Here is a 12,703-nt window from a genome sequence, read left to right as displayed (position 1 = left end):
AAGTACCTCCAGTCATGTAACAAGACAGGCGCGAGTTTAACATGAAAATAGTCAATATGTACCAAAAAACGACTAAAAATGACCTAAATAAGCAGCTCAGAATTTCATATCAAATAAAATTACAAGCTCACCCCCATCGTGAACACATCCATAAAATCACAACTTGAAATCATAAAACGCGGCAGTCAAGAGCTATTGGTCGAAACCGAGCTCGAAACCAAGCTTGTTTCCGGGCATCCCATGCGTGTTAAAGCCGGGTTCGACCCAACAGCACCGGATCTGCATCTGGGTCATACGGTCTTATTGAATAAACTGCGCCAACTGCAAGATATGGGACACCATATTCTGTTTCTCATCGGCGATTTCACCGGCATGATCGGAGATCCCAGCGGGAAAAACTGCACCCGCCCACCCCTCACTCGGGAACAAGTTGCAGAGAATGCGCAATCCTATACCGCGCAGGTCTTTAAAATTTTAAATCCGGATCAGACCGAAGTGGTGTTTAATTCCACCTGGATGGGCAAAATGGACGCCGCGAATCTGATCAAACTGGCTGCGACGCATACCGTTGCGCGCATGCTGGAACGAGATGATTTCGACAAACGCTATCGCAATAACCAAGCGATTGCCATACATGAATTTCTGTATCCTTTGATCCAGGGTTACGATTCTGTCGCACTTAAGGCAGACCTGGAATTGGGCGGCACCGATCAAAAATTCAATCTATTGATGGGACGGGAACTACAAAAACATTTCGGACAAGCGCAACAATGCATTCTTACCATGCCGCTTCTGGAAGGATTGGATGGCGTGAACAAAATGTCCAAATCCTTAAACAATTATGTCGGCATCACCGAAAGCCCGACCGAAATTTTCGGCAAGTTAATGTCGGTTTCGGATCAACTGATGTGGCGTTACCTGGAATTACTGTCCTTTGAATCGTTACAAACCATTCAGAAATGGCGCGAAGAAGTTGCGGCAGGTCGCAATCCGCGCGATATCAAAGTAATGCTGGCACAGGAAATGGTTGCCCGTTTCCACAATCAAGCTAGCGCTGAGGCTGCGCTGGCTGACTTTGAAGCACGGTTTAAACACGGCGCATTGCCTGAAGATATTCCGGAAAAAATAATCCAAACTCCGGACAACGAAATACCGTTGGTGCAAGTATTAAAACAGACGGAATTGACCGTCAGTACCAGCGAGGCACTGCGTATGATCGAGCAAGGCGCCGTCAGATTGAATAATGAGAAAGTGACCGACAAATCGACGCAAATAATGCGTGGCACATCTGTTGTGATACAGGTCGGCAAACGAAAATTTGCCAAAGCCATCATTCAATAAAAAACATTGGCGCAAACAATTGCAGTACCTGGCGAAATCCAGTATACTTCGCGGCTCAAAGTTGAACAGAGTCGTTTCTTGATCAACTTTGCATGGCTTCATCGTTCCTGACCTTCCCAATTTTTCAAGTTTTTTCCGAAAAAGTGCAACAACTATGGTTAGCGGCGATGCTTTTTAACGCGCTGACAAGGTTTCGCACAATTCACATTCGTGGCATGCAAATTTATGATGCCTGTGTGTTTCATTGTCTGTATTTTTTAGGAAAATAACGTGTCTTTTGAAGAATTAAATTTACACCCCTCGATACTTAAAGCAATTCAAGAAGCGGGGTATACCACCCCAACACCGATTCAACAACAAGCCGTACCCGAATTAATCGCCGGCCACGATATCATGGCTTCCGCGCAAACAGGTACCGGAAAAACCGCTGCATTCATGTTACCGGCATTACATACACTGGCAACACCGTCACAAATTCGCAGCCGCGGCCCGCGCGTTCTGGTGTTGACCCCGACCCGCGAACTGGCATTGCAAGTATCCGAAGCCGCAAAAAAATACGGCAAGTATTTACCGCGCATCAACGTGGTGAGCATTCTGGGTGGCATGCCCTATCCATTGCAGAACAAATTGCTGTCACAACCGGTTGATATTCTGGTAGCCACACCCGGACGATTGATTGATCATATTCAACGCGGACGCATCGACTTCAAACGCCTGCAAATGCTTGTGCTGGACGAAGCCGATCGCATGCTGGATATGGGTTTCATTGAAGATGTCGAAACCATCGCAGCCGCCACACCGGCCACCCGGCAAACATTGCTGTTTTCCGCCACGCTGGACAACGCGATCGACAAAGTTGCCGCAAAATTATTAAAAACACCCAAACGCATTCAAGTCTCATCGCCTAAATCCAGACTCGATAATATCGAACAGCGGCTGCATTATGCCGACGACATGTCGCACAAAAACCGTTTGCTTAATCATGTGTTGCGCGACGAGACATTAAAACAAGCCATCGTTTTCACCGCCACCAAGCGCGATGCCGATTCCTTGGCCGACACCTTGTTTGCGCAGGGCTATGCCGCCGCCGCCCTCCATGGCGATATGAATCAGCGTGAGCGTACCCGCACCTTAACCCGTCTGCGCAATGGCGGCCTGCGCGTATTGGTCGCAACCGATGTCGCCGCCCGCGGCATCGACGTCGCCGATATCACGCACGTCATCAATTTTGACTTACCCAAATTCGCCGAGGATTATGTTCATCGCATTGGCCGTACAGGCCGCGCAGGTGCGGCGGGTGTGGCCGTTTCATTCGCATCCGTGAAAGATAGCATGCACCTGTCAAAAATCGAACGTTACACCGGGCAACGCATTACGTCGCATATCATCGTCGGCCTTGAGCCGCGCATCAAGCCACGCTTCCAAGGCAATGGCGCCAGAGGCACAACACCCAACGTTACGCAAAAACGCAAACGCGCGCCTTTCTCGGGCTTTGACAGTCGCCCAAGCTTCGGTGCACCGGGTGAATCCGGCAGAAACCGCAATGGACAGCGTACTCGCACCCTCGGCCCCGACAATCGCGGAAATTCTTTTCGGAATAGTAACGGTAACAGGGCCAGCTACCAGGCTGCGCGCGCTAAGTAATTGCTTGTGAAAACCCGCATTGCCCGGATTTATTCAGGGCAATGCGCGATACATGTAGTACAGCTCAAGCTGTTAAGAAAACATATGATCCCTGATCTAAGCAACAAAGCGCGATCGTCTGGAATAAAATTTAGGCGTCACTTCCGAAGCTGTCTGTAAAGGTGCATTTCATCTGCGCGCACACCAAATTCACCGAACCAAACACATACCTAATTCATCGATAATTTTTGTGATTTTCTAGATTTCACAACCTGACTCTGTGACTGCTCCATAGTTGACTATATCAGTCGAAACACCCAAGAGTGGAACGTAGGCCAGCGAACCGTCGAATTAGAAAATAACGAGCCCTTACTAGATCCGCCGCGCAAACCGTTAATGTAACGATCTCTTCTTCTGGATGACGAATGTTTTGAGCAACTTCCACAGTCTTATTAGAAAGATACTTCAGCAATTGCATCGCTTCATTTTTTCCTTTTTCAGTCCAAAAATCTATAATCAACTTTCGTGGCTTATCATCAACAAAATACCTGTCGATAAGCAAATCGAGCAGACCAATCCTTAAGATTGTAGAGGAAAAAGCAGACCTTGTTAAAAGACTCGAGACTACCTCCGTATTTTTTGCCTCCAATGTTGCAATGGCTGGCATATAAATGAATCTAGATACCGCTTCGCTAGACGTGAAATGTGAAATTTCAATTTCTTCTTCATCAAGCTGTCCGGATCGCATTGCATTCCCAGCCTCATCAGTTAGTGGCCACACTGAGGCAAAACCAATAGTTTCACATCCCATATAGGTAAACTTAGATGGTTTGTCAGCCTTCTTGAGAAGAAGTATTGTATAGATTGCACTAAAACCCTCATAACATTTGTTTACACGTTCATAATCAGGGTGACGAGACTCGAAAATCTTTCCCGTAATCTTGTGGGCTTCATCCAAATCCAGTTGACTTGTAACTGGCTTTAACCTATATAAACGCCTTAGCTTTAGTTCACTCGTGAAGTCTATGGAATCATGTGATGCCATTTGCGATGTATGTCGAAAGGCATGGTAAATTGCTATAGGTGCTGCCACAAATAAGAGGCAAATTAAAAGAATAAGCAATATTAACTGTGGATTGCTTTTCCAAAGTTCGCTAAGCAGGATGCTTAAAATAATACACAAGATCATCCACGATAACACAACAACCGCAGTATCGGTTCTGTGAAGCCCAACTAGTTTGAGAGCTTCAAATGAACCATCAACAAGTACTTTCTTGGTGCGCGTGCCATTTGATTTCACCACTTTCTCCAGTTTGGTAAGTTGCCAAGAATTCTAAAACGCCAAGCTAAACAGATGCAAGCAATAACTACCCACATTGCCTGCAGCGTAAATGAACAGACTTAATATGCACATTTACGGTGTATCACGTGAATAGCAATATCTTATCTACAAACTTGTTTTGCCAAATCATGCTGATCATTGTAATCTTTTACCCGATACCTCATATGGTTTGCTGACAGAGTAAGTCATGCGCACGTTATTTCTGGCACTTTGTCGCCGCTGAAGGTATCAGATATTCATTCCGCTACCTTGATGACTAACCCACTAGAGTTACCTGATTGCCATGAATTCCAGATCCGGCTTGAACCTGAAATCTTTCGATTCGTTTGAGTCCCAGCAAAAACGATTGCACCTGCTCAGCAAAGCTGCGGAAATAGGGGATTGGTGCCACACGTTCTCTACAAACTTTACGGTCTGGTCGGAATATCTTTATCAATTTTATGAAGTCGGAAAAGATTTCGAGTGTTCCCATTTACTTGGGGATACTTACTATTCCGAACCTGAGAAAGAAAAAATGCGCGCTTTGATTGCCCGGGTCACAATCCATAAAGAAGAGCAAAGTGAAGAATTTCTGGTAAACATGCCGGATGGCAGAGTCAAATGGCACACCACGACGCTCTATCCTATGCTCGATACCGCTGGAGACATCATCGGTTTGTACGGGGTGTTACAAAATATCACGGCCAGAAAGGAGAATGAATTGGAGTTACAGCGCATGGCCTATGTCGCTGAAAAAACCAATGGCATTGTCATGATTACCGATCCCGAGAGAAAAATTATCTGGATCAACCATAGTTTTGAAGAAATTCTGGGTTATAAAGCTGAGGAAGTGATGGGGATTGATCCGGCCGCTTTTCTCCAAGGCCCGGAAACTTCCCGCGTAACCATTCACGAAATCGCCCGCTCGTTGAAGAATACCGGCACATTCTCCGGTGAAATTCTCAATTACACCAAAAGTGGCGAGAAAATCTGGCTCTACCTGAATATCGCCGCGGTATACGATGACTTAGGAAAACTGATCAATTATGTGGCCGTAGAAAATGACATCACGCTGATAAAAATGGCCGAGCAACGGCTGCAAAAAGCGATGGAAAAGGAACGCGAGCTGAATCGATTTAAAACGCAAGTTGTTAATCTAGCATCACACCAATTTCGCACGCCGCTGGCCACTATCCGTTCCAGCGTTGATTTGCTGGATCTAAAAATGGAATCAGCCCATCTTGGGGCTGACTTCATCGCGCTGTTCCGCAAACATAAAGCTATCATGGCCGAGGAGACGACGCGCATGACCGAGCTCATGGAGAATATTTTAGATATCGGGCGTATTGACGAAGGCAAAATCGAATTGTCGAAAAAGAATCTTTCATTCAAACAGTTCATGGATGCTTTCGTCGCAGCCAATGCGGAACCGAATGGTCAGCAGAGAAAACTCGATTACCGGTTTAATGCACCCGATCGGATCATCAGCATGGATGAGATTCTGCTGCGGAATGTTTTGCGCAATATTGTTTCAAATGCATTTAAATATTCAGAACAAAAACCATCGCCCAACCTAAGTGTAAGCTTTCAGGACGATACTTTTTTCATAACGGTAAGGGATCAGGGCATCGGTATTCCGGAAAAAGATCAGCCCTTCCTGTTTCAATCATTTTTCCGCGCATCCAATGCCAAAATTTTTCCCGGCAGCGGGCTGGGTTTGATGATCGCAAAGAAGCTCATCGTACTTCACGGTGGAAATATCAATTTCGAGAGTCAGCTCGATAGCGGTTGCACAGTAACTATCCGACTGCCAATATGAGCTGCGACAATGCACAACACATTAATTCTTATCATTGAAGACGAAAAATCGTTACGCGAAAATATCTCCGAAATTATCCGGCATTATGGTTATCGGGTAATCAGCGCCCCTTCCGGTGAAGATGGAGTAAAAGCCGCACTGGAGTTAATTCCCAATATCATCATTTGCGACATCATGCTTCCAGGAATTGATGGTTTCGACGTGCTGACCCGATTAAAACAATCATCCCAGTTATTATCCACTGCATTTATTTTCCTCACGGCAAAATCGACTCGCTCCGATACCCGCACGGGCATGAACATGGGCGCGGATGACTATCTAACCAAGCCATTCACTAAAGAAGAATTAATTAACAGCATCAAAGCAAGAATTGAGAAATTAGCAAAAACACTTAATACGCAAAATGAACGCGATAAATCGATAGAAATCGCACTGGATAACATACTCGTCCTCACAAAAACAGAACGCAAGGTACTGACAAAAATTTCCGAAGGATTCACCACACCGCAAATTGCTCAAAAGCTGTCTGTAAGTCAGAAAACCATTGAAAATCATCGCGTCAACATTTCGCGCAAACTCAATCTTAGCGGACCGAATAGTCTGATCAATTTTGCACTGCGATTACGCGGGCAATATTCATAAAATCCTTTGCCCGCTGATTTTCCTTGCGCCACAATACATTGACTTTTCCTGACTTGCAGCTTTATCGTCGTTTCATAGTGTGGAAAGATGATTGCTCTAGCCATAGCAGCGCGATGAGACCTTAATACCTTTGGTGGTACGAAAAATTATTAAAACTATTCAAATTCTGTTGGCTTGCGTACATACGGATTTCAGTACAGGAGATATTCTTAAAACAAAAAGTTACTGTTCCGTTCATTATCCGATCAAATTTGGAAAACTGTCTTATGAATATAAATAATGTATCGTACTGATAATAAAAATTATAGGAAGATAACCCACACCCATGCATAAGCCTGAACAGTATCAGAATGACGCCATGAACCCGATTAGCGTTGATCCCGCCGCCCCGCTTTTTATCGTGCTGAACGCAGCGTCCGGCAGTGATGAGGCTGTCACTGTCCGTGAAATCATTGAAACCGAGCTGAAGCAGGCAGGTCGTAAATTCGAGTTATCTTTGGTGACTCGTGCCGAAACGATCGCGGATGTAGCACGTGATACCGTTCGCCGCGCACGCGAGCACAACGGCGTGGTAGTGGCTGCCGGTGGGGACGGAACCATTAATGCCATGGCACAAGCCACTTTAGGTAGCGGTTGCCCTTTTGGCATTATCCCTCAAGGCACTTTCAATTACTTCGGACGGACACATAACCTGCCTGAAAATACAATCGAGGCTACCCGTGTATTGTTAAGTCCGTTGGCCTACCCGATACAAGTCGGTTTGGTCAATGACCGTGTGTTTCTGGTTAACGCCAGTTTAGGGCTGTATCCGCAAGTGCTCGAAGATCGCGAAACTTACAAACGGAAACTCGGTCGCAATCGCTGGGTAGCATGGCTATCGGGCTTGTACACGGTACTGCATTATCATCGCCGGTTAAATCTGACGATCGAGTATAAGGGAAAAGTCAGTACGCTGGTTACACCGACGTTATTCGTCGGTAATAACCGATTACAACTGGAACAGATCGGCATTGAAGAAGCATCCGTAGCTGATAATGGCGAACTCACCGCAATTGCGATCCGCCCGGTTAATACTTTAACGATGATAGGGCTTGGTTTTCGTGGAGCGCTGGGACAACTCGGTGAAGCCGATCACGTAGTAAGCTTCTCGTTCCAGAGTATCGTGGTCAAGCCAGCTCTACTTTTTGGCCGTAAATTTATCAAAGTCGCAACCGACGGAGAAATTACACGGCTACACTCCCCGATCAAGTTTCGCGTTGCTGATCAGCCATTATATCTGCTGAAACCAGCACCAGTTGAAAAAAAGTAATTGGCAGCCTGATGGCGATGCTGTGGCAAATCTCGGATCTACATTTCGGTACCGAGCGTCCTGAAGTGGTATCTGCGCTGGAAGCTTTGATCCACTCAATGCCACCCGAATTGGTGGTGCTATCGGGCGACATTACGCAACGTGCCCTGCGCTCACAATTTCAAGCCGCACGTTCATTTGTTGAGCGCCTGGGCGCACCCGCTACCCTCGTTATCCCGGGAAATCACGACATTCCGCTGTTTAATCTGATGAGCCGCGCACTCACCCCTTACGCCAACTATTGCCGCAGCTTTGGTGCTGAACTCGAACCCGTGTACGATTCGCCCTTTCTACTGGTTATAGGGGTAAACACAACGCGCCGTTGGCGCCATGTCGATGGGGAGGTTTCAGCATATCAACGCAAGCGCGTGGCACAACGTCTCAGGCGCGCCTCTGCAAAACAATTGCGCATCGTCGTCACGCATCAGCCAGTAGCTGTGACATGTGAAGAAGATTTAACGAATTTATTGCATGGTCATAAAGCCGCAATATACGAGTGGTCTGGTGCCGGAGCCGACATGATTCTGGGCGGACATATTCATTTACCTTTCGTGGTACCGCTGCATCAGCACTATGATAGCCTGGCACGTCGATTATGGGCAGCCCAGGCAGGCACCGCAGTCTCTTCCCGGATTCGCAGAGGTGCAAACAACTCGGTCAATCTAGTCCGCAGCACCGGTATATCGAATGGAACTCGCACAGCTATAGTACAACGTTGGGACTACAGCGATACGACACGGAGGTTTACGCTCAAGCACACACATTCTCTGCAACTCGATTCTCGCCACGCAGAATAGCATTGAATAATTCAATTTCTGAGGCTTTGCAATAAATCCATTACTTGTCACAGCGGAACGATTGTCGGTACCTGAAAGGGCGTTAAAGACACTAGACACTAAAGTACTTGCAAAAATGAGGGGATCCCCTCATTGCAAATGAGTGTTAATGCGCTATTCTTAATTGCGTAAAGAAGCGATTATTTATGCAATCAGGATTACGTAATGGATTGATCATAAATAATTACTTACGCATATTTTTTGATTAAACAAATGGAGGATATGATGGCAACAACCTATGGCACAACTAGCGGCGCAGCGAGCGCCAACTATGACATGTCGCTGTGGTACGACTCGAAATATTACAAGATAGGCATGTTAACGATGCTCTTGGTAGCGATATTTTGGATCTGGTACCAAAGGACATTTGCGTATTCACATGGCATGGACTCGATGGAGCCGGAATTTGACAAGGTATGGATGGGACTGTGGCGCGTCCACATGACACTGATGCCTTTGTTTGCGTTGGTAACCTGGGGCTGGATACTGAAGACCCGCGATACCAAGGAACAACTGGACAATCTGGACACCAAGCTTGAGATCAAACGTTATTTTTACTGGATGATGTGGCTGGGTGTATATTTGTTTGGTGTTTACTGGGGCGGCAGCTTTTTTACCGAACAAGACGCAAGCTGGCACCAGGTGATTATACGAGACACGAGCTTTACACCGAGTCACGTAGTGGTGTTTTATGGCTCATTCCCGATGTACATTGTATGCGGAGTAGCGGCATACCTGTACGCGATGACACGTCTGCCATTGTATAGCCGCGGCACATCTTTCCCGTTGGTAATGGCGATTGCGGGCCCATTGATGATTCTGCCGAACGTAGGGCTGAACGAATGGGGACATGCATTCTGGTTCATGGAAGAGCTGTTTAGCGCGCCGTTGCACTGGGGCTTTGTGATTCTGGGCTGGGCGGGATTATTCTCAGGTGGTATAGCGGCACAGATTATCACCCGTTACTCTAACCTGACCGATGTAACCTGGAACAACGCAAACAGAGAAATTCTGAACAATCGTATCGTTCCTTAATTTTTCTTATCATTTGTAATAATATTCCATGATCTGTTATCAACAGATCATGGAATTAAAATTGCATCAAATACTCAAACAGATCGTTGATCAAAAAGTATAGGAGTTTAGAGAATGAGACTAATCATCAAAATATGGATTTCAGTCGCCATACTCACCGCAGTTTTCTATTCTGGCCTAGCCGCCGCTCACGGTAGAGTATCCCTGGAATCCGATATTTGCATGCGTAATATTTCCGGCAGCATGGTACATCTGAGCACGTATCAACCTCACCACGACCCGGAAGCGGAATATTGCACTGAAATTCCAAATGAAGGTGAAACGTTGTGGGTTCTGGATCTTGTCGATCAGGCCCTGCGAGATATGCCGATTGCTATCAAAATCGTGAGAGGTACCGGTCAAGCGCTAAGCGATACAATAACAACTTTATATTCTACCAATCATTCTGACGGGATCATCAAGGGCGCATTTAACCTGGATGAGGGACAATATACCCTATTTGTAACAGGAGAAGGCGTACCTCCTTTGCAGTATGAATATCCACTGCGGATAAAGATGACAAATTATCAGGAGGCTTTCTTTACTGCTATACCCTATATCATCGCATTCCTGTTAATCGCATTATTTACAGATAAGCTGCTGAAACGGCGCCAAATTAAGCATTAACAATAGTGACGGCTGTTATCAACGCTTATATCACAGGCATTAAAAAGGATATTCATTCACTGAGAACATGACTGAATATCCTTCAATAACGTAGTCCTGGAATCAACGTGGAGGGGGAGGCGGCGGATTACCGCGCGGCGGTGGCGGTGGAACAAAATTTTCCGGTGCTGGCACAGCTGCCCTGCTGACACTATTTGTACCCGCGGAACCATGGATAACTCTGCCATTGACAGGAACGCTGTGTCCCTTGGCATACATGCACTGAACATAACTGTTGTCATATCTCTGTTGACTAGCATAACCCGAAGCTGTCGCATTACTTGCCCCAAACACACTACCAAATAAAAGACCGATCCCAGCCCCGATCGCCGCACCATGTCCACCTCCTAAAATGGCGCCTGCTGCAGCACCAAGCCCACTCCCCAGCGCTGCATTCTCGATACCGCTCATCCGTGATGCAGTTCGCGGTGTGTAACCCTCAACTTGTTCATACGCATACTGCTTGCAAATATATTCGTCAGAACGGAACTGATCAAAGTTCTTACCGGAGCCTGGTAATGCCATTACACTGGGTCCGGTTGGCAAATGAACGCAGGCGACCAGAAATCCGGCAATCATAATAACAATCAAATTTCTCAGTATTAACATATTTAACCTCTTTACATTATTCCATTGTTGATTGAGGAGCACCTCTATCCAGCTTTATGAATAGCAACTTTCAAGCTTCTGAAAATCATGACAATCAAAACAAGGATCAAATAATTCCAATAAAAACTATGTGCCACCGTGTAGGTTCGTTTTGTATGATTCTATTGAATATGAGCTGAATGGATGCTGAATACTCAATACTTAAAAAGTAGAAACAAAAAGCTACTTCCCGTCAGCGTTATTAATTTCACATGTTCTACCTATTAGCATTCTGATATGCAATCATTGTCCTAACAGAACGCCTTATTATTGGATACACTTGCTCTTTCGCCAGACTCTGATTGCAAGTATAATTTACTGACTATTCCCCATATACCGCCAATTTTCCAGTCTATTGGTGGCTTCTCGAGGATTGGAAAAAATGAAATCGCCTATTCGTATTGCCGTCACCGGTGCAACCGGACAGATTTGTTATAACCTACTATATCGCATTGCAGCAGGTGACATGCTGGGTAAAGATCAGCCGGTTATTCTGCAACTACATGATATTACTGAAGCCCAGCCTTTCTTTGACGGCATCGTCATGGAGTTATACGACTGCGCTTTCCCCCTACTAACCGGAATCATCACCACTGACAATCCTGAGGTTGCATTCGAAAACGCAGATATTGCTTTACTGGTGGGCGCGCGGCCACGTGGAGAAAATATGGAACGCAAGGATCTTCTTGCAGCCAACAGCCCTATATTCATTTCACAAGGAAAAGCACTTAATTCAGCTGCCAAGCGCAATGTCAAAGTATTAGTCGTTGGCAACCCGGCCAATACGAATGCTTACATTGCTTTAAAAAATGCACCCGATCTTGATCCAGGAAACTTTTCTGCGATGCTAAGATTGGATCACAATCGCGCGTTGTCACAAGTTGCGCTTAAACTTCAAGTGCCCGTATCAGATGTTAAACGAATTATCGTTTGGGGAAATCACTCAAACACGCAATTTCCTGATCTAAGTCACGCAACAGTAGGAAACGATAAAGTTCCCTCGTTAATCAATGATTCTACGTGGGTAGAAAATCACTTTATTCCAGTAGTGCAAAAACGTGGTGCAGCAATTATCGAAGCACGTCGTGGCAAATCCAGTGCAGCGAGTGCAGCCAACGCTATTATTAATCATATGCAGGACTGGATTTTCGGTACGCGAGAAGGTGATTGGATATCGATGGGCGTACCTTCGAATGGATGCTATGGTATTCCGAGCGGAGTCATCTACAGCTTTCCCGCCACCTGTCAGAACGGTCAATACAGAATCGTTGAGAATCTGGAAACCAATCAATCAGATCAAGCAAAAATGCAACAAAGTTATCGAGAATTGATTGCGGAACAAGAAGCCATCAAGCACCTTCTGACTTAGAAACCGGGCATGCTGC

The 12,703-nt window shown here is 45.9% G+C and carries 11 protein-coding genes; 9 read left to right on the top strand and 2 right to left on the bottom strand.

Translation table 11 applies throughout. From position 1 onward, the window contains the following. The first annotated feature begins 138 nt into the window (after positions 1–138). Positions 139–1,341 carry a tyrosine--tRNA ligase gene (tyrS, locus tag ATY38_RS06355; protein WP_062558572.1) on the top strand — a complete coding sequence of 401 codons (1,203 nt, stop codon included), beginning with the start codon at positions 139–141 and terminating at the stop codon, positions 1,339–1,341. A 270-nt stretch (positions 1,342–1,611) separates the two neighbouring features. After that, positions 1,612–2,985: a DEAD/DEAH box helicase gene (locus tag ATY38_RS06350; protein ID WP_062558571.1), complete on the top strand. Its 1,374-nt coding sequence runs from the start codon at positions 1,612–1,614 to the stop codon at positions 2,983–2,985. 283 nt (positions 2,986–3,268) lie between these two features. Here ATY38_RS06350 and ATY38_RS06345 read toward each other — a convergent pair whose 3' ends face one another. Then, on the bottom strand, positions 3,269–4,264 hold the full coding sequence (locus ATY38_RS06345) for a hypothetical protein (RefSeq protein WP_062558570.1): 996 nt from the start codon (positions 4,262–4,264) through the stop codon (positions 3,269–3,271). A 325-nt stretch (positions 4,265–4,589) separates the two neighbouring features. Here ATY38_RS06345 and ATY38_RS06340 point away from each other — a divergent pair, with 325 nt between their 5' ends. The 6 genes from ATY38_RS06340 to ATY38_RS06315 all read left to right on the top strand — a co-directional run bounded on the left by ATY38_RS06340 (position 4,590) and on the right by ATY38_RS06315 (position 10,631). Next, entirely contained in the window at positions 4,590–6,104 is a 1,515-nt protein-coding gene (locus ATY38_RS06340) for a sensor histidine kinase (RefSeq protein WP_062558569.1), read from the top strand. Positions 6,105–6,113: 9 nt separating this feature from the next. Further along, entirely contained in the window at positions 6,114–6,746 is a 633-nt protein-coding gene (locus ATY38_RS06335) for a response regulator transcription factor (protein ID WP_062558568.1), read from the top strand. A 325-nt stretch (positions 6,747–7,071) separates the two neighbouring features. Continuing rightward, complete coding sequence (locus ATY38_RS06330) at positions 7,072–8,055, top strand: diacylglycerol/lipid kinase family protein (RefSeq protein ID WP_235590409.1); 984 nt, start codon at positions 7,072–7,074, stop codon at positions 8,053–8,055. 11 nt (positions 8,056–8,066) lie between these two features. After that, the gene (locus ATY38_RS06325; protein ID WP_062558567.1) at positions 8,067–8,891 is read left to right on the top strand and encodes a metallophosphoesterase family protein; all 825 of its coding nucleotides are present in this window, start codon (positions 8,067–8,069) and stop codon (positions 8,889–8,891) included. A gap of 264 nt (positions 8,892–9,155) precedes the next feature. Beyond that, entirely contained in the window at positions 9,156–9,965 is an 810-nt protein-coding gene (locus ATY38_RS06320) for a methane monooxygenase/ammonia monooxygenase subunit C (RefSeq protein ID WP_062558566.1), read from the top strand. A gap of 114 nt (positions 9,966–10,079) precedes the next feature. Next, entirely contained in the window at positions 10,080–10,631 is a 552-nt protein-coding gene (locus tag ATY38_RS06315) for a hypothetical protein (protein ID WP_062558565.1), read from the top strand. 102 nt (positions 10,632–10,733) lie between these two features. Here ATY38_RS06315 and ATY38_RS06310 read toward each other — a convergent pair whose 3' ends face one another. Beyond that, complete coding sequence (locus ATY38_RS06310) at positions 10,734–11,279, bottom strand: glycine zipper family protein (protein ID WP_062558564.1); 546 nt, start codon at positions 11,277–11,279, stop codon at positions 10,734–10,736. Between the two features lie 421 nt (positions 11,280–11,700). Here ATY38_RS06310 and ATY38_RS06305 point away from each other — a divergent pair, with 421 nt between their 5' ends. Then, positions 11,701–12,687, top strand: a complete 987-nt coding sequence (locus ATY38_RS06305; protein WP_062558563.1) for a malate dehydrogenase — start codon at positions 11,701–11,703, stop codon at positions 12,685–12,687. The last annotated feature ends 16 nt before the right edge of the window (positions 12,688–12,703 follow it).

The sequence above is a fragment of the Nitrosomonas ureae genome (assembly GCF_001455205.1).
GTDB lineage: Bacteria > Pseudomonadota > Gammaproteobacteria > Burkholderiales > Nitrosomonadaceae > Nitrosomonas > Nitrosomonas ureae.
The sequence above is the reverse complement of the archived record's forward strand: the minus strand, read 5'-3'. Positions and strand labels throughout refer to the sequence as shown.

Bases quoted from the DNA above. Each gene is read 5' to 3' on its own strand.
- ATY38_RS06325 (WP_062558567.1), top strand. From the start codon at position 8,067: ATGGCGATGCTGTGGCAAATCTCGGATCTACATTTCGGTACCGAGCGT.
- ATY38_RS06335 (WP_062558568.1), top strand. From the start codon at position 6,114: ATGCACAACACATTAATTCTTATCATTGAAGACGAAAAATCGTTACGC.
- ATY38_RS06330 (WP_235590409.1), top strand. From the start codon at position 7,072: ATGCATAAGCCTGAACAGTATCAGAATGACGCCATGAACCCGATTAGC.
- ATY38_RS06305 (WP_062558563.1), top strand. From the start codon at position 11,701: ATGAAATCGCCTATTCGTATTGCCGTCACCGGTGCAACCGGACAGATT.
- ATY38_RS06315 (WP_062558565.1), top strand. From the start codon at position 10,080: ATGAGACTAATCATCAAAATATGGATTTCAGTCGCCATACTCACCGCA.
- ATY38_RS06340 (WP_062558569.1), top strand. From the start codon at position 4,590: ATGAATTCCAGATCCGGCTTGAACCTGAAATCTTTCGATTCGTTTGAG.
- ATY38_RS06310 (WP_062558564.1), bottom strand. From the start codon at position 11,279: ATGTTAATACTGAGAAATTTGATTGTTATTATGATTGCCGGATTTCTG.
- ATY38_RS06320 (WP_062558566.1), top strand. From the start codon at position 9,156: ATGGCAACAACCTATGGCACAACTAGCGGCGCAGCGAGCGCCAACTAT.